This is a genomic window from Streptomyces sp. NPDC097129, from assembly GCF_055668065.1.
The window spans coordinates 274,150-290,893 of the sequence record NZ_JBVOQE010000004.1; the positions used below are offsets into that span (position 1 = coordinate 274,150).

The 16,744-nt window shown below is 72.1% G+C and carries 18 protein-coding genes; 13 read left to right on the forward strand and 5 right to left on the reverse strand.

Going from position 1 to position 16,744, the window contains the following annotated elements; translation table 11 throughout:
- Positions 1-72 precede the first annotated feature (72 nt).
- A complete protein-coding gene (locus tag AC0B9F_RS15055; RefSeq protein WP_472002578.1) occupies positions 73-762 on the forward strand; it encodes a TetR/AcrR family transcriptional regulator in 690 nt (229 codons plus the stop codon).
- Positions 763-843: 81 nt separating this feature from the next.
- Here the strand turns inward: AC0B9F_RS15055 and AC0B9F_RS15060 are convergent, their stop codons facing one another.
- The 4 genes from AC0B9F_RS15060 to AC0B9F_RS15075 form a co-directional block, all read right to left on the reverse strand.
- Positions 844-1,167, reverse strand: a complete 324-nt coding sequence (locus tag AC0B9F_RS15060) for a DMT family transporter (protein WP_472002580.1) — start codon at positions 1,165-1,167, stop codon at positions 844-846.
- Positions 1,168-1,290: 123 nt separating this feature from the next.
- The gene (gene rsgA, locus AC0B9F_RS15065) at positions 1,291-2,301 is read right to left on the reverse strand and encodes a ribosome small subunit-dependent GTPase A (RefSeq protein WP_472002582.1); all 1,011 of its coding nucleotides are present in this window, start codon (positions 2,299-2,301) and stop codon (positions 1,291-1,293) included.
- Positions 2,302-2,310: 9 nt separating this feature from the next.
- Positions 2,311-3,627 carry a 3-phosphoshikimate 1-carboxyvinyltransferase gene (gene aroA, locus AC0B9F_RS15070; RefSeq protein ID WP_472002584.1) on the reverse strand — a complete coding sequence of 439 codons (1,317 nt, stop codon included), beginning with the start codon at positions 3,625-3,627 and terminating at the stop codon, positions 2,311-2,313.
- An 87-nt stretch (positions 3,628-3,714) separates the two neighbouring features.
- Entirely contained in the window at positions 3,715-4,437 is a 723-nt protein-coding gene (locus AC0B9F_RS15075) for a M50 family metallopeptidase (RefSeq protein ID WP_472002586.1), read from the reverse strand.
- 50 nt (positions 4,438-4,487) lie between these two features.
- Between AC0B9F_RS15075 and AC0B9F_RS15080 the strand changes: the two genes are divergently transcribed.
- The 10 genes from AC0B9F_RS15080 (at position 4,488) to AC0B9F_RS15125 (ending at position 14,624) form a co-directional block, all read left to right on the forward strand.
- Positions 4,488-5,303, forward strand: coding sequence for an SOS response-associated peptidase (locus AC0B9F_RS15080; RefSeq protein ID WP_472002588.1), 816 nt, complete (start codon positions 4,488-4,490; stop codon positions 5,301-5,303).
- A gap of 1 nt (position 5,304) precedes the next feature.
- Positions 5,305-5,934 carry an alpha/beta hydrolase family protein gene (locus tag AC0B9F_RS15085; RefSeq protein ID WP_472002590.1) on the forward strand — a complete coding sequence of 210 codons (630 nt, stop codon included), beginning with the start codon at positions 5,305-5,307 and terminating at the stop codon, positions 5,932-5,934.
- 258 nt (positions 5,935-6,192) lie between these two features.
- The gene (locus tag AC0B9F_RS15090; RefSeq protein WP_361631164.1) at positions 6,193-6,888 is read left to right on the forward strand and encodes a sigma-70 family RNA polymerase sigma factor; all 696 of its coding nucleotides are present in this window, start codon (positions 6,193-6,195) and stop codon (positions 6,886-6,888) included.
- Positions 6,885-7,187, forward strand: a complete 303-nt coding sequence (gene rsrA, locus AC0B9F_RS15095) for a mycothiol system anti-sigma-R factor (RefSeq protein ID WP_472002595.1) — start codon at positions 6,885-6,887, stop codon at positions 7,185-7,187. The genes AC0B9F_RS15090 and rsrA overlap by 4 nt, the downstream gene beginning before the upstream one ends.
- 112 nt (positions 7,188-7,299) lie before the next feature.
- On the forward strand, positions 7,300-8,616 hold the full coding sequence (locus AC0B9F_RS15100; protein ID WP_472002597.1) for an HD-GYP domain-containing protein: 1,317 nt from the start codon (positions 7,300-7,302) through the stop codon (positions 8,614-8,616).
- Positions 8,617-8,716: 100 nt separating this feature from the next.
- Positions 8,717-9,997 carry an HD-GYP domain-containing protein gene (locus AC0B9F_RS15105; protein WP_472002974.1) on the forward strand — a complete coding sequence of 427 codons (1,281 nt, stop codon included), beginning with the start codon at positions 8,717-8,719 and terminating at the stop codon, positions 9,995-9,997.
- 100 nt (positions 9,998-10,097) lie between these two features.
- The gene (locus AC0B9F_RS15110) at positions 10,098-11,078 is read left to right on the forward strand and encodes a tetratricopeptide repeat protein (RefSeq protein WP_472002976.1); all 981 of its coding nucleotides are present in this window, start codon (positions 10,098-10,100) and stop codon (positions 11,076-11,078) included.
- A 151-nt stretch (positions 11,079-11,229) separates the two neighbouring features.
- Positions 11,230-11,880 (forward strand): peptide deformylase, encoded by a 651-nt coding sequence (def, locus tag AC0B9F_RS15115; RefSeq protein ID WP_472002599.1) that lies wholly within the window; start codon positions 11,230-11,232, stop codon positions 11,878-11,880.
- 279 nt (positions 11,881-12,159) lie between these two features.
- Positions 12,160-13,257 (forward strand): epi-isozizaene synthase, encoded by a 1,098-nt coding sequence (gene cyc1, locus AC0B9F_RS15120; RefSeq protein WP_472002601.1) that lies wholly within the window; start codon positions 12,160-12,162, stop codon positions 13,255-13,257.
- Entirely contained in the window at positions 13,254-14,624 is a 1,371-nt protein-coding gene (locus AC0B9F_RS15125; RefSeq protein ID WP_472002603.1) for a bifunctional albaflavenone monooxygenase/terpene synthase, read from the forward strand. The genes cyc1 and AC0B9F_RS15125 overlap by 4 nt, the downstream gene beginning before the upstream one ends.
- Before the next feature lie 4 nt (positions 14,625-14,628).
- On the opposite strand, the gene AC0B9F_RS15130 is transcribed toward AC0B9F_RS15125, so the two are convergent.
- On the reverse strand, positions 14,629-15,594 hold the full coding sequence (locus AC0B9F_RS15130) for a GlxA family transcriptional regulator (protein ID WP_472002605.1): 966 nt from the start codon (positions 15,592-15,594) through the stop codon (positions 14,629-14,631).
- Positions 15,595-15,687: 93 nt separating this feature from the next.
- Between AC0B9F_RS15130 and AC0B9F_RS15135 the strand changes: the two genes are divergently transcribed.
- Entirely contained in the window at positions 15,688-15,900 is a 213-nt protein-coding gene (locus AC0B9F_RS15135) for a hypothetical protein (RefSeq protein ID WP_472002607.1), read from the forward strand.
- A 50-nt stretch (positions 15,901-15,950) separates the two neighbouring features.
- A complete protein-coding gene (locus AC0B9F_RS15140; protein ID WP_472002609.1) occupies positions 15,951-16,739 on the forward strand; it encodes a hypothetical protein in 789 nt (262 codons plus the stop codon).
- Positions 16,740-16,744 lie beyond the last annotated feature (5 nt).

Below are 16,744 nucleotides of genomic sequence, written 5' to 3' on the forward strand. Positions count from 1 at the left end.
CGTACACACCCTTGACAGTGCATACAAGCCCGTCAAACCTGGGCGCAGAGTCGGTCGCCCTAGGGAGCGATGATGCCTGCTGCGAGGGAATCCCTGCTGGAGGCCGCGTTCGCGGCGGTGGCGCGCCGGCCGTGGCCGGCTGTGCGGATGGTGGACGTGGCCGCGGCGGCGGGCGTGTCCCGGCAGACGCTGTACAACGAGTTCGGCAGCAAGGACGGGCTCGCGCGGGCGCTCGTCAGAAGGGAGGCGGACGCCTACCTCGCCGGCGTCGAGCGCTCGCTCGCCGGGCGCGGCGACGTGCGGGAGCGGCTGGCGGCGACCGCCGAGTGGACGGCGTCGGCGGCCCGCGACAACCCGTTGCTGCGCGCTCTGCTCACCGGCTGCTGGAGCGAGCGGCTGCCCGCACCGCCCCTGGAAGCGGTGCCGTCCACCACCGCCGTACCGGCGCAGCGCCGCGCCGACGGGCCGCTGCCCTCGCCCGGCGAGTTCGTGGCGCAGGTGCGCGACCGTGCCGTCGCCGCGCTGTTGTCCGAGCCGGGCAGCACGGCCACAGGCAGCACGGCCACAGGCAGCACGGCCACAGCCGGCGCGGCCGGCAAGGCCAAGGCGTACGGCCCCGGCACGGCCACGACGGACGCGGCCGGGCTGGCCCGCTCCTGTGAGCTGGCGGTCCGGCTCGCGCTGTCGTGCATAGCCGCCCCGCCCGGCGAGGGCGGCCTCACCGAGCTGGTGCTCGCCGTCCTGCCCCGGCAGCCGGCGTGAGCGGCCGTCACCGCGGGGAATGGGCGGCCGTCAGCGCGGGGAATGGGCGGCCGTCAGTGCCTTGCCTGGAATGAGCGGCCGTCAGTGCGTGGAACCGGACAGCTGGAGGCCGATCACGCCGATGATGACCAGACTGATCGAGACGATCTTCAGGGTGGACACCAGGTCGCCGAGGAAGATCATGCCGTAGATCGCCGTGCCGGCCGCGCCGATGCCGGTCCACACCGCGTACGCGGGACCCACGTCGAGCTTCTTCAGCGACAGGGTCAGCAGACCGAAGCTGCCGAGCGCGAAACAGGCGAACGCGATCGTCGGCCACAGCCGGGAGAACCCGTGCGAGAGCTTCAGGCACACGGCGAAACCGGTCTCCAGAATCCCGGCCACTATGACCAGCAGCCACGCCATGTGCTGTCCTCCCGTTGATCCGGATCTCCGGCTCGGTGCGATTATGCACTTACCGAGCGCGAGCCCCGGCAAACAACGCGGCAGCTCCCCGTCGGCGCGGTCGGCTCAGCCTGCGCCGTCGGCTCAGTCGCCTTCCGTGCGTTCCCGCGTGGACAGCAGCCGGCGCAGCGAGTACAGCCGCGCCGGGTCGGCGTGGCCCTCGGCGACCCACGCGTCGAGCGCGCAGTCCGGCTCGTCGTGGCTGCACGCGCGCGGGCAGCCCTCCGTGCCCGCTTCCAGGTCGGGGAAGGCGTGGATCACCCGGGAGGGGTCGACGTGCGCCAGACCGAAGGAACGCAGGCCCGGGGTGTCGATCACCCAGCCGTCCCCGCCGCCCAGCGGCAGCGCCAGCGCCGAGGTGGTGGTGTGTCGGCCGCGACCGGTCACCGCGTTCACATGGCCCGTCAGCCGCCGCCGCTCCAGCGGCACCAGCGCGTTGACCAGCGTCGTCTTGCCGACGCCCGAGTGGCCGACGAACGCGGTGATGCGCCCGTCCAGCTGCGCGCGCACCCGGTCCACCGCTTCGCCGTTCTCCAGCTCCTGGCGGCTGGTGACGACGTAGGGGATGTCCAGGTCGCCGTAGAGCTCGAGCAGTTTGTCCGGTGGGGCCAGGTCCGACTTGGTCAGCACCAGCAGCGGTTCCAGACCGCCGTCGAACGCCGCGACCAGGCAGCGGTCGATCAGGCGCGGGCGGGGTTCGGGGTCGGCGAGGGCGGTCACGACGGCCAGCTGGTCGGCGTTGGCGACGACCACCCGCTCGAACGGGTCGTCGTCGTCCGCCGTGCGCCGCAGCACCGACGTGCGCTCCTCGATCCGCACGATCCGGGCGAGCGTGTCCTTCTCGCCGGACAGATCGCCGACGATCGCCACCCGGTCCCCGACCACGGCGGCCTTGCGGCCCAGCTCGCGGGCCTTCATCGCCATGATCGTGCGGCCGTCGACGAGGCAGGTCAGCCGGCCCCGGTCGACGGTGAGGACCATGCCCTCGGCGGCGTCCTCGTGCTTGGGCCGGATGCTGCTGCGCGGCCTGCTGCCCCGGCGTCCGGGGCGGGTGCGGATGTCGTCCTCGTCGGTGTGCTTGCCGTAGCGGCGCATGGCGAATCCCTAGGCCCCGAGCATCCCGGTCCACAGTTCGGGGAATTCCGGCATGGTCTTCGCCGTGGTCGCCACGTTCTCGATCTCCACGCCCGGCACGGCCAGGCCGATGATCGCACCGGCCGTCGCCATGCGGTGGTCCTCGTAGGTGTGGAAGACGCCGCCGTGCAGCGTGCGCGGGCGGATGTGCAGCCCGTCGGCGGTCTCGGTGACGTCACCGCCCAGCTCGTTGATCTCCTTGGTCAGCGCGGCCAGCCGGTCCGTCTCGTGCAGCCGCAGGTGCGCCACACCGCGCAGTGTGGAAGGGGAGTCGGCGAGCGCGGCGACCGCGGCGATGCCGGGGGTCAGCTCGCCCACCTCGCCGAGGTCGACGTCGATGCCGTGCACGGAGCCGGAACCGGTGAAGACCAGGCCGAAGTCGGTCAGTTCGCAGGAGCCGCCCATCTCGGTGAAGATCTCCCGCAGCCGGTCGCCGGGCTGGGTGGTGCGCTCCGGCCAGTCCGGGACGACCACCCGGCCGCCGGTGACCAGCGCCGCCGCCAGGAACGGCTGCGCGTTGGACAGGTCCGGCTCGACGGTCAGGTCCCGGCCGAGCAGGGCACCCGGCGTCACCCGCCACACGTTCGGCTCGCCGCCCGACTCCGGGGTGTCCACCTGGGCGCCGACCGCGCGCAGCATGTCCACGGTCATCCGGATGTGCGGCAGGGACGGCAGGGACGCGCCGGTGTGCCGGACCTCCACGCCCTGGTTGAAGCGCGGCGCCGACAGCAGCAGCGCCGAGACGAACTGAGAGGAGGAGGACGCGTCGATCTCCACCGGGCCGCCGTCCAGGGCGCCCCCGCCGTGCACGGTCATCGGCAGCGCGCCCCGGCCGTCGTCGTCGATCCGCGCGCCGAGTACGCGCAGCGCGTCGATGACACCGTGCAGCGGCCGCTCGTACGAGCGCGGGTCGCCGTCGAAGCGGATGGGGCCGTCGGCGAGCGCGGCCACCGGAGGCAGGAACCGCATCACCGTGCCGGCGTTGCCGACGTCGACCGTGGCCGGGCCGCGCAGCCCGGTGGGCAGCACCCGCCAGGCCTCACCGGTGCCGTCCGGGCCGACGCCTTCCTCGATCTCCACGCCCATCGTGCGCAGGGCCCCGGCCATCAGCAGGGTGTCGCGCGAACGCAGCGGGCGGCGCACCCAGCCCGGCTCGGAGGCGAGGGCGGCGAGCACCAGGGCACGGTTGGTGACCGACTTGGACCCGGGCACGTGGACCGTCGCGTCGACGGCTCCGCTCGCGTGCGGGGCGGGCCAGAGGGCGGTGTGTGCGGGGTTCGGGGCCATGGGGCCACTTTATAAGGAGCCCGAGGGGGAGGGCGTCGCCAGAGCTCCGACCGTGCACCGCGCACCCGTCGGCCGTCGCCCCCGGGGTCACAGCCCCAGCAACCAGCGCCCCCCGCCGATCAGGGAACACAGCGACACCGCGTGGAACAGGAACAGCCACAGCCCCGCCGGGGCATGCGTCAGCCGGGCGAGCTGGTCCGCGTCCGAGTCCCCGGCGCCTGACCGGACCCGCTTCGCCTGCAGCTCGAAGGCGGGGCGCACACCGCCCAGCAGCAGGAACCACACCACCGCGTACGCGAACGCCGCCTGCACCTGGGGTCCCGTGAGCCAGGAGACGAGCACGAACGTGCCACCCGTAAGGAGGACCGTCAACGCGCCGTACGCATTGCGGATCATCACCAGCATCGCCACCAGCAGCGCGGTGGCCACCCACAGCAGCAGCGTGATCCGGCCCGTGGCGAGCAGGGCCGCGCCGCCGAGGCCGAGCAGCGGCGGAGCGGTGTACCCGGCGGACGCGGTGAGGATCATGCCGAGGCCGTACGGCTTGCCGCGGCTCACCGTCAGCCCGCTGGTGTCGGAGTGCAGCCGGATGCCGGTGAGCTGCCGGCCGGTGAGCAGCGCGATCAGGCCGTGGCCGCCCTCGTGGGCGATGGTGATGGCGTTGCGGGATATCCGCCACGGGGTGTGCGGGACGACGACGGCCAGCGCCGCCACCGCCGTGGCCAGCACCACCCACAGGTCCGGGTCGGGCTGGGTGCCGGTGAGCCGGTCCCAGAGGTCGGGCAGCGCGGTGGCGGCGAGGTGGTCCATGTGGAGAAGTGGCTCCCTCTGGTCGTACGGAGTCTGGCAGGCTGGCACGCATGTGCGGACGGTTTGCATCGAGTCGTAGGCCCGAGGATCTCGCAGGAGTCTTTGAGATCGAGAAGTGGGAGCCCGAGGAGACCCTCGCGCCCGACTACAACGTGGCCCCGACCAAAGAGGTGTACGCCGTCCTGGACCGCCCCCTCAAAGACGTCCCGGACCCGCGTCCGGTTCGGCAGCTGCGGAAGCTGAAGTGGGGGCTCGTGCCGTCCTGGGCGAAGACGCCGGAGGGCGGCGCCCGCATGATCAACGCGCGGGCCGAGACCGTCCACGAGAAGCCGTCCTTCCGCCGCGCCTTCACCTCTCGCCGCTGCATCGTGCCCGCCGACGGCTACTACGAGTGGGTCACCGGTGAGCAGGAGCGGGAGCTGGAGGCCGAGGGGAAGCGGAAGCGGCCGCGCAAGCAGCCGTACTTCGTGCTCCCGGCCGACGGGTCGGTGTTCGCCATGGCCGGGCTGTACGAGTTCTGGCGGGACCGCACGCTGCCCGACGACCACCCGCAGGCCTGGTGGGCGACCTGCTCGGTGATCACCACCGAGGCCGAGCAGACCCCGCTCGCCGTCGCTCCCGCCGAGGGCCCCGGCACGCTCGCCGACATCCACCCCCGGATGCCGCTGATGCTCACCCCGGACCGCTGGGACGCCTGGCTGGATCCCGCCCGCACCGACCCCGACGAGCTCCGCGAGCTGCTCGCGCCGCCGCCCGCCGGGCTCATGCGCGCCTACCCGGTCTCCACGGCCGTGAGCAACGTCCGCAACAACGGCGAGGAGCTGCTGAAGGAGCTGGCGGCGCCGGAAGAGGGCACACTCTTCTGACGTGACGACCGAGATCATCAGCACCGAAGCGGGGGACGCCCGCATCACCTGGCACGCGGCGAAGAAGGCCCGGCTGGTCCTGGCCGCCGGCCACGGCGCCGGCGGTGGCATCGAGGCGCGCGACCTCCAGGCGCTCGCCCGGGTGCTGCCCGGGCACGGGGTGAGCGTCGCGCTCGTCGAGCAGCCCTGGCGGGTGGCCGGCAAGAAGGTCGCGCCCGCGCCGAAGACGCTGGACACCGGCTGGCGCGGCCTGTGGCCGGCGCTGTGCGCGCCCGGCCTGCCCGTGATCTCCGGCGGCCGCAGCGCGGGGGCGCGCGTGGCCTGCCGTACCGCCGCCGAGCTGGGCGCGCACGCCGTGCTCGCGCTGAGCTTCCCGCTGCACCCGCCGGGCAGGCCGGAGAAGTCCCGCGCCGCCGAACTGCTCGGGGCCCAGATGCCCACGCTGGTCGTGCAGGGCGGCAACGACCCGTTCGGCAGGCCGGAGGAGTTCCCGGACGGGTCGTACGACCTGATCGAGGTGCCCTTTGGTGATCACGGGCTCTCGGTGCCCAAGCGGGCGGAGATCACCCAGGAGCAGGCGCTGGAGATCATCACCGACGGTGTCGTGAGGTGGAGCGCGTCACTGGCCTGAAACGGTCGGGAATGACGGGCGGACGGTCGCTGTTGAGGCGGACAGAAGTGCTGGGGAACCAACACCGACGCCGTAGGAGAGGAAGTCCGCCGCATGGGTTCGACCTTTTGCCCGAGCCGCAGCAGCCGCGCCGACCTGGACTGGACGGTGCTGCACGCGGCCAAGACCGCTCCTATTCGAGCGGCGGCAGGCACGGGTCGTCGTCTATCCTCCGATTCGGGTGGGACCGGTTTCGGCCGCCCGACGACGTTTGAGGAGGTGGGTCCGGTTCCCGGTACCGACGCAGGGACCGACAACGGCCAGACGGGGCTGCCCGAGGGCCAGGGCGCCGGCGCGGACGCGAGCACGGAGACGACCGCGGAGCGCACGGCGCGCTTCGAGCGTGACGCCCTCGAATTCCTCGACCAGATGTACTCGGCCGCGCTGCGCATGACGCGCAACCCGGCCGACGCCGAGGACCTGGTGCAGGAGACGTATGCCAAGGCGTACGCGTCCTTCCACCAGTTCCGCGAGGGCACCAACCTCAAGGCGTGGCTGTACCGGATCCTCACCAACACCTTCATCAACTCCTACCGCAAGAAGCAGCGTGAGCCCCAGCGCTCCGCCGCGGAGGAGATCGAGGACTGGCAGCTCGCCCGTGCCGAGTCGCACATGTCGACGGGTCTGCGCTCCGCCGAGTCGCAGGCGCTCGACCACCTGCCCGACTCGGACGTCAAGGAAGCGTTGCAGGCGATCCCCGAGGAGTTCCGCATCGCCGTCTATCTGGCGGACGTCGAGGGCTTTGCGTACAAGGAGATCGCGGACATCATGGGGACACCCATCGGTACGGTGATGTCCCGGCTGCACCGGGGCCGCCGTCAACTGCGGGGCATGCTCGAGGACTACGCCCGCGAGCGCGGACTGGTTCCGGCCGGCGCCGGAGAGTCGAACGAAGCGAAAGGCTCGGGCTCATGAGCTGCGGAGAGCCGCATGAGACGGACTGCAGTGAGGTCCTGGACCACCTGTACGAGTTCCTCGACAGTGAGATGCCGGACGTCGATCGCGACAAGTTCAAGCAGCACTTCAAGGAGTGCTCGCCGTGCCTGGAGAAGTACGGCCTCGAGCAGGCCGTGAAGAAGCTGGTCAAGCGGTGCTGCGGCCATGACGACGTACCGACCGACCTGCGCGCCAAGGTCCTCGGCCGGCTCGACCTGATCCGCTCCGGACAGGCCGTGCCCGAGCACGACGTCACGGTCACCCCGCAGGAGTCCTGACCCGCCTGCCGTCACCCGAATGTGCTAATCCGCGGGTCATACGCCCGCGGAGCCCCCTGACCCCGCCCTAGGCTCCGAAGTCTGGCGGAGGACGGTCGGGGGGAGGGCGTTCATGGAGACGGTTCCGGCACGGGCGCGCGTGTACGTGGCCGTTGTCGTCGCCTGCGCGCTGCTGTGCCTGCATCCCCTGTCGCCCCTGACGGCGCCCTGGCCGGCGATCGCCCTGCTCGCGGCGGTGTACGCCGTCGGGGAGCGCGTCGCCCGCCGCCGCTTCGCCGGAACGTTCTACCCGATCCTGCTCGCCGGGGCCCTCCTGCTGCCGCCGGCCGCCGCGGCGCTCGTGCCCCTGCCCGGCGCCCTGCTCGCACCGGTCGAGCAGCGCCCCGTGCTGCTGCGCCGGCTCTGGCGCGCCGCCCAGCTCGCCGTCGGCGCGTGGGCGGCGGCCCGGGTGCACGGCGCCCTCGGCGGCCGCGACGCCGTCGCCGCCTGCCACTTCCCCTACGTGCTGCTGCCCGCAGGCGCGGCCGTGCTCGCCTTCTGCCTGGTCCTCGTCGCGCTCGACGGCGGCATCCGCGCCCTCGCCGAACGCAGGCCGCCGCGCCGCGCCTGGCACGGCCTGTTCCTGCGCTCCCTCGGCCCGCTCGCCGTGCACGGGCTCGCCGGTCTGATGACGGCCGTGCTCTGGCGCAGCCCCTACGGCCCGGTCGCCGCCCTCCTCGTCCTGCTGCCGATGGGCGTGTCGTGGTGGGTCTTCGCGCAGTACCACCGGCAGCGCGCCGCCCACCAGGCCACGATCCGCGCGCTGGTGCAGGCCGTGGACATCAAGGACGGCTACACCCGCGGCCACAGCGAGCGCGTCGGCCAGGCGTCGATGATGATCGCCCGCGAGCTGGGCATGAGCGACGAACGCGTGGAGGTGCTGCGCTTCGCCGGCATCCTGCACGACGTCGGCAAACTCGGCGTCCCCACCCGCCTGCTGCGCAAGGACGGCCCGCTCACCCCCGAGGAACGCCGGATCATCGAACTGCACCCCGAGTACGGCCACGACATCGTGCGCGGCATCTCCTTCCTCGGCGAGGCCCGCTCGGCCGTCCTGCACCACCACGAACGCCTCGACGGCAGCGGCTATCCCTACGGCCTCAGCGGCGGCCAGATCCCCGAGCCCGCCCGCGTGGTGGCGGTCGCCGACGCGTTCGACGCGATGACGTCGACCCGCTCCTACAGCAGGGCCCGGCCGGTCCCGGCGGCGCTGGCGGAGCTGCGCCGGTGCGCGGGCAGCCACTTCGACCCGCACATGGTCGAGGCCCTGGTGCAGGCGGTGGCCCGCCAGGGCTGGCACCCGACCGTCACGGCCGAGGACACCGGCGCCGACCGGGGCGAGCTGCCGGTGCCGCGTTCCGCGCCGGGCCGGTCGGGGGTGCACCGGTGAGCCCGGTCGGGGGTGCACCGGTGAGGGGGGTCGCGGGTACAGCGGTGAAGCCGGCCGGCCCGTGGAGCCCGGGCTGGGCGGGGCCGGTGGTCCGGCGGGGCTGCCGGGCGGGGGCGCGCCGGTGAGCGGGCGGCTGTCCGCGGCGACGTCGGTCTGCGTGCACGGCGGTGCCGGGGTGCTGGCGCTGGTCTGTCTCGTCGGCACACTGCACGCCGGCCTCGCCGACCGGTCCGTCGCGCTCGCCTTCGGCGCACTCGTCGCCGTCGGCGAACTCACCCGCTGGAGCGGCCCGCACCTTCGCGAGCCCGCGCCGCTCGGCGCCGCCGGCGCCCTCTCGTACGCCCTGCTCGGGCAGTGCGCCGGGCGGCCGACCGGGCACGGGGTCGCCCAGGTCGTCGCCGTCGTCTGCGCGGCCGCCCTGCTCGGCGGGGTGCCGCACATCGCGTGCGGGCGCGGGCCGTCGCTCGACGACCTGGCCCGGCGCACGCTGACCGCCGGCTTCGCCGCCGCCTGTTTCCAGCCGCTGTACAACCGGGGCGTCTTCGACGCCTGGATCGGCCCCGCCTACGCCCTGCTGCTGCTCGCCCTGCTGGCGCTGACCGCCCTGTGTGACGCGGTGCTCGCCGCCGCCCTGGCCCACGCGCGTACCCGCTGGCCGTTCGGGCCGCTGCTGCGCGACCAGTTGCGGGCGCTGCCCGGCGTCGGGTCGGCGGTGTGCGCCACCGGGGCGGTGATGGCGCTGGCGGTGGCGGTCGCGGGCCTGTGGGCGCTGCCGGTGTTCTGTCTGCCGCTGCTGCTGACCCAGCTGGCCTTCCGCCGGTACGCGGCCGTGCGCGCCACCTACCGGCAGACCATCGCCTCCCTGGCCCGGGCCACCGAGATCGCCGGGTACACCCCCGCCGGGCACGCCCGCCGGGTCGCCGCGCTCAGCCAGGCGGTCGGACGGGACCTCGGGCTGAGCGAGCCGGAGCTGACGGTGCTGGAGTACGCGGCGCTCATGCACGACATCGGGCAGCTGAGCCTTCTCGACCCGGTGCCGGACGGGGCCACCGCCTGCCTCCCGGCCGAGGAGCAGCGGCGGATCGCGCTGCTGGGCGGGGCGGTCGTACGGCAGACCGGGGTGAGCCGGCAGGTGGCCACGGTCGTGGAGCGGCAGGCCGACCCCTGCCGGGAGCAGCCGCTCGCCGCACGGATCGTGCGGGCGGTCAACGACTACGAGGAGAAGGCGCGGGGCGCCGGGCCGGGCGGGGCGCTGGCCGCGCTGGAGGAGCTTCGGCTCGGCACGGCCGGGGACTACGCGCCGGACGTGGTCGAAGCGCTGGCCCGGGTGTTGTCCCGGCAGCAGTCTGACCCGTCCCCGAGCTGGGTAACCCATGGGTAATGAGCGCCTCTCCCGGCGTACGTGGTTGGATGCCAGGGAGAGGGTGTCCGGGGGCGTGAGCCAGCCCACTTTCCGGAACTGGAACTGGCAGGCGGGAATCGTGAGGATCTTCGGCAAGGGACGGCACCGGCCCTCCGCCTCCTGGCGGCAGGCCACGGACCGCGCGTTCACCCTGATCGGCGACGGCCGGTACGAGGACGCGGGCGCGCTGCTGACACGCGCGGCGGATCTGGAGCCCTGGCTGGCCGAGTCCTGGTTCAACCTCGCCCTGCTGCACAAGTTCCGGCACGACTGGGAGCAGGCGCGGGCCGCGGGCCTGCGCGCCGTGGCGCTGCTGGAGAAGGAGACCGGCGCGCCCGACTGGTGGAACGTCGGCATCGCCGCCACCGCGCTGCAGGACTGGCCGCTGGCCCGCCGTGCCTGGCAGGCCTACGGCCTGCACGTGCCCGGTGGCGCCACCGCCGCGGGCGAGCCCGTCGGCATGGACCTGGGCAGTGCGGCCGTACGGCTGTCTCCCGAGGGCGAGGCCGAGGTGGTGTGGGGTCGGCGGCTGGACCCGGCGCGGATGGAGGTGCTGTCCATCCCGCTGCCGTCGTCCGGGCGGCGCTGGGGCGAGGTCGTGCTGCACGACGGCGTTCCGCACGGGGAACGGACCACCTCCACCGGGCACGCCTTCCCGGTGTTCGACGAGATCGAGCTGTGGGCGCCCTCGCCGGTTCCGACCTGGGTCGTGCTGATCGAGGCGGCGACCGAGGCCGACCGGGACGCGCTGGAGCAGCTCGCCGCGGACGCCGGGTTCGCGGCGGAGGACTGGTCGTCGTCGGTGCGGCTGCTGTGCCGGACGTGCTCGGAGTCGCGGATGCCGTCGGACGAGGGTGACGGTGTGCACCTCGATCCCCACGACCACAGCGAGCCGGGTCACCCCGGTCCGCTCGGCCACCGCACGGACGGGCAGCTGTGGGTGCCGGAGCGGGAGTGCGGGGTGGCTGCGCCGGCTTCCTTGGTACGGGGGCTCTTGGACGGATGGGTTGCCGACAGTCCGGATTCCCGTGATTGGCGGGATCTCGAGGAGGTCTGTTAGGCCGCGTCCGGCTGCGGCGCCGTGGTGGCTGGTCGCGCCCGCGCGGCGGAGCCGCAGATCGGACACCGCCCCGCGCCCCTTCCGGGGCGCGTCCCCGTACCCTGTATCAAGCATCACTCCCTGTTTTTGTTGAGGAAGGCTTACGTCGGTCATGGCGCAGCAGGACACCGATCAGCAGCACGCGGGCGTGCTCCCCGTCGACGACGAGGGGTTCGTCGTCGACACGGAGGACTGCGAGGAGCGCGAGAGCGCCTGGCGTGAGCGCGGCACCTCGCGGCCGATCACGGTCGTCGGCAATCCGGTGCTGCACAAGGAGTGCAAGGACGTCACCGACTTCGGTGACGAGCTCCAGCAGCTGGTCGCGGACATGTTCGCCTCGCAGCGCACCGCCGAGGGCGTGGGCCTGGCCGCCAACCAGATCGGCGTCGATCTGAAGGTCTTCGTCTACGACTGCCAGGACGACAGCGGCGCCCGGCACGTCGGTGTGGTCTGCAACCCCAAGCTGGTCGAGCTGCCCGCCGACCGGCGCAGCCTGGACGACAGCAACGAGGGCTGCCTGTCCGTGCCGACGGCGTACGCGCCGCTCGCCCGCCCCGACTACGCCGAGGTCACCGGGCAGGACGAGCGGGGCAACCCGGTCAAGGTGCGCGGCACCGGCTACTTCGCGCGGTGTTTGCAGCACGAGACCGACCACCTGTACGGCTACCTGTACATCGACCGGCTCTCCAAGCGTGAACGCAAGGACGTGCTGCGGCAGATGGCCGAGAACGAGCCGCGCTACCCGGTCGTCGCGAACGACTGAGGCGGCACACCAGCCCCACGAACGGCGTCTGTCCGGGCCGCACCGCCCGAACAGGCGCCGTTCGTCTGTCCGTCGCACGTTCGATCCCCTGAGCACATCTCTTGATCGATAAGCAGTCACATAGGGGGAGATTCTCGGCACGTTGGGGTAGTGAATGAAGCAAATCCGTTCCCAGAACGGTCAGTTGTGGTGCTGAATGGAGAGTGCGGGGATACGCGACGGCGCACGCCCGGTTCGACAGGAGGGGTGTGCGCGAACGGCGGCTGAGAGGGGTAGTTCGTGCATGCTCTCCCATACAGCACCACACGCGGCACCGGTGGGGCGCCGAAGGCGGTGATGGTGCCACCGTCGCTTACTCTTCCGGTGATCGAGGCGGCGTTTCCCCGGCGGTTGCACCCGTATTGGCCGAAGCTCCAGGAGAAGACCCGGAGCTGGTTGCTGGAAATGCGGCTCATGCCGGCGGACAAGGTCGAGGAATATGCCGACGGCCTGTGCTACACCGACCTCATGGCGGGCTACTACCTGGGCGCCCCCGACGAGGTCCTTCAGGCCATCGCCGACTACAGCGCCTGGTTCTTCGTCTGGGACGACCGTCACGACCGGGACATCGTGCATCGCAGGCCGGTCGCCTGGCGCCGCCTGAAGAGCCTGCTGCACGCCGCGCTGGACGCGCCCCAGGACCATCTGCGCCACGAGGATCCGCTGGTCGCGGGGCTGGCGGACAGCGTGGGGCGGCTGTACTCCTTCCTGCCGGGCGGCTGGAACGCGCGCTTCGCCCGGCACTTCCACACGGTGATCGAGGCCTACGACCGGGAGTTCCGCAACCGCACCGAGGGGATCGTCCCGACGGTCGCGGAATACCTGGCCCTGCGCCGGCTCACCTTCGCGCACTGGATCTGGACCGACCTGCTCGAACCCAGCGCCGGCTGTGAACTCCCGGACGCCGTGCGAAAGAACCCGGCATACCGGCGCCCGGCCCTGCTGAGCCAGGAATTCGCCGCCTGGTACAACGACCTGTGTTCGCTGCCGAAAGAAATAGCCGGCGACGAGGTGCACAATCTCGGAATCAGTCTCATCACCCATGAGGGGCTGACTCTGGAAGAAGCGGTACGCGAAGTCCGGCGTCGCGTGGATGAATGCATCACGCAATTCCTCGACGCGGAACAGGATGCTTTACGGTTCGCCGACGGACTCGACGACGGAACAGTGCGCGGAAAAGAACTGAGCGCCGCCGTACGGGCCTGTGTCGCGAACATGCGGAACTGGTTCAGTTCCGTCTACTGGTTCCACCACGAGTCCGGCCGGTACATGGTCGACAGCTGGGACGACCGGTCCACGCCCCCGTACGTCAACAACGAAGCGGCAGGTGAGAAATGACCGTCGAGTCCGTGAAGCCCCCGGTGCCCACGGCCCCGGAACTGCGCGAGCCCCCGATCGCGGGCGGCGGTGTGCCCCTCCTCGGCCACGGCTGGAAGCTGGCGCGCGACCCGCTGCGGTTCATGTCCGCCCTGCGCGAGCACGGCGACGTCGTCCGCCTCAGGCTCGGCCCCAAGACGCTCTACGCCGTCACCACCCCGGAACTGACCGGCGCCCTCGCCCTCAGCCCCGACTACCACATCGCCGGCCCCCTGTGGGAGTCCCTGGAGGGGCTGCTCGGCAAGGAGGGCGTGGCCACGGCCAACGGCCCGCTGCACCGCCGCCAGCGGCGCACCATCCAGCCCGCGTTCCGGCTCGACGCGATCCCCGCGTACGGGCCGATCATGGAGGAGGAGGCGCACGCGCTCGTCGAGCGCTGGCGGGGCGCCGGGACCCTCGACTGCACCGGCGAGTCCTTCCGTGTCGCGGTGCGCATCGCCGCCCGCTGCCTGCTGCGCGGCGACTACATGGACGAGCGCGCCGAGCGGCTGTGCACGGCCCTCGCGGTCGTCTTCCGCGGTATGTACCGGCGGATGGTGGTCCCGCTCGGACCGCTGTACCGGCTGCCGACGCCGGGCAACCGCGAATTCAATCGGGCGCTGGCCGATTTGCATCTCCTCGTCGACGAGATCATCGCCGAGCGACGCGCATCTGGTCAAAAGCCGGACGATTTGCTGACGGCATTGCTGGAAGCGAAGGACGAAAGCGGCGAGCCCATCGGGGAGCAGGAGATCCACGACCAGGTGGTCGCCATCCTGACCCCCGGCAGCGAAACAGTGGCATCCACCATCATGTGGTTGCTTCAGGCACTTGCCGAGCACCCCGAACACGCCGACAAGGTGCGCGACGAAGTCGAATCCGTCACCGGCGGGCGGCCCGTCGCATTCGAGGACGTGCGCTCGCTGCGGCACACCAACAATGTCGTCATCGAGGCCATGCGTTTGCGGCCGGCTGTATGGATATTGACCCGGCGGGCGGTCGTCGACACCGAACTCGGTGGCTATCGCATTCCGGCCGGGTCCGACATCATCTACAGCCCGTACGCGATCCAGCGCGACCCGAAGTCGTACGCCCGCAACCTGGAGTTCGACCCGGACCGCTGGCTTCCGGAGCGGGCCAAGGACGTGCCGAAACACGCCATGAGCCCGTTCAGCACCGGCAACCGCAAGTGCCCCAGCGACCACTTCTCGATGGCACAGCTGACGCTCGTCACCGCCGCGCTCGCCGCGCGGTACCGCTTCGAGCAGGTGCCCGGCTCGAACGACGCCGTCCGGGTCGGCATCACCCTGCGCCCGCACCGGCTGCTGGTACGGGCGGTGCCGCGCTGAGCGTTCAGGCGGCCTGCGGGCCGCGGAAGGCACGGCGGTAGGCGTTCGGGGTGGTCCCCAGCGCCCGCGTGAACTGGTGCCGCAGCGCCGCCGCCGTACCGAACCCGGTACGCCAGGCGATCGCGTCCATCGTCTCGTCCGTCGCCTCCAGCAGCCGCTGCGCCAGCAGCACCCGCTGGCGCAGGATCCACCGGTACGGCGTCGTGCCGGTCTCCTGCTGGAAGCGCCGGGCGAAGGTCCGCGGCGCCATGTGGGCCCGCGCGGCGAGCTGTTCGACGGTCACCTCCTGATCGAGGTGCTGCTCCATCCACGCCAGCACCTCGCCGACCGTGTCGCAGGAGTTCGCGGGCAGCGGGCGCTCGATGTACTGCGCCTGCCCGCCGTCCCGGTGCGGCGGCACGACCATGCGCCGGGCGATCTTGTTGGCCACCTCCGGCCCCTGCTCCTTGCGCACCAGGTGCAGACAGGCGTCGATGCCGGCGGCGGTGCCGGCCGAGGTGATCACCGGGTCCTCGTCGACGTAGAGCACGTCCGGTTCGACGACCGCCCGCGGGTACTGCCGGCGCAGCTCCTCGGCGTGGTGCCAGTGCACCGTGCAGCGCCGCCCGTGCAGCAGTCCGGCGGCGCCCAGCACGAACACGCCGGAACACACGCTCAGCACCCGCGACCCGCGCTCCACCGCCCGGACCAGGGCGTCCAGCAGCGCCGGCGGATAGATGCGGTGCGTGAAGTCGTCGCCGGCCGGGACGGCGATCAGATCGGCCTCCTCCAGCCGGTCTAGGCCGTACGGCGTGGACATGGTCAGCCCGCCGACGTGCGTGCCCAGCGTCGGGCCCTCGGCGGAGACGACCGCGAAGTCGTACACGGGCAGTCCGTCGTCGCTGCGGTCGAGCCCGAAGATCTCGCACACGACGCCGAGTTCGAAGGGGTGCGCTCCGTCGAGCAGGACCGCGGCCACGTTCTTCAGCATGCCGCCAGTGTGCCTCACCGGTGGCAGTAATTCGAGGGTCTGCGGCAGTGCTGCCACTCACCGTAAGGAGCGTCCCGCGCGAGAGTGGTGTCCATGAACGGAAACCAGATCGAAGGCCTGATCGGAATGCTCTTCACCCTCGGGATCCTGGTCCTGCTGATCCTGCCGTCCGCGCTCGGCGTCCTGCGCGACCGCCGCATGGACCGGCAGATCAAGGAGGCCGCGAGCCCCGCTCCCCGCGGGCAGACCCCCCGCCGGACCACCCCGCGCCTCCAGGCACACCGCACTGTCCGACCCCGCGTGTAACCTCCCGCTCACGCAGTCGATCACGGTGATCGAGCGCAGGGGAGGGAAACATGAGCAACGGCATCCGGCGAAGAGCGGCCTGGGCCACGGCGAGCGGCGCCGCGGCCCTCGTGCTGCTCACCGCGACCGGCGCCCACGCCGAGGGGCGGGGAGACATCCGGGTGGTGGGGGCCGTCGTCAACGGCGGTCACCCCGTGGGCGTCGGGACCGCGAAGGAGATCACGTTCCCGGTCGTCCTCACCGTCCGGGACAACTCCGGGGTGAAGGGCGTCAGCCGCGTCAGCACGATGAACGTGTCGAACGCCTACGGCTTCATCGAGTGGTACGGCACGACCTGCGCGAAGAAGTCGGCGACCACCTCGGTGTGCACGGCCACCATGAAGGCCACCCCCTCCTGGATGCCGGCCGGCGACGACATCGACACCAACCGCGTCGCCGGCCTCTGGCAGGTCAATGCCACCGTCAACGCCAACGACGGCGACTACTGGATCTCCCAGAACATCGCCCGCTACTCCGTCAAGCGGGCCACGACGCTCACGGCCGACGCCGCGCCCGAGCCTGTGCGCAAGGGCGGCAGGCTGACCGTCACCGGCACGCTCAGCCGGGCGAACTGGGAGAGCCTGAAGTACCAGGGCTACGCCGGGCAGCAGGTCCAGCTCCAGTTCCGCAAGGCCGGCACCACCCGCTACACCACGGTCAGGACCGTGACGACGGGCAGCACCGGCCGGCTCAGCACCACCGTCACCGCCTCCGCGGCCGGCGACTGGCGCTGGTACTACCCCGGCACGTCGGCCACCATGCTCGCCGTGTCGCCCGGAGACTTTGTGACCCTGAAGTAGCCGCG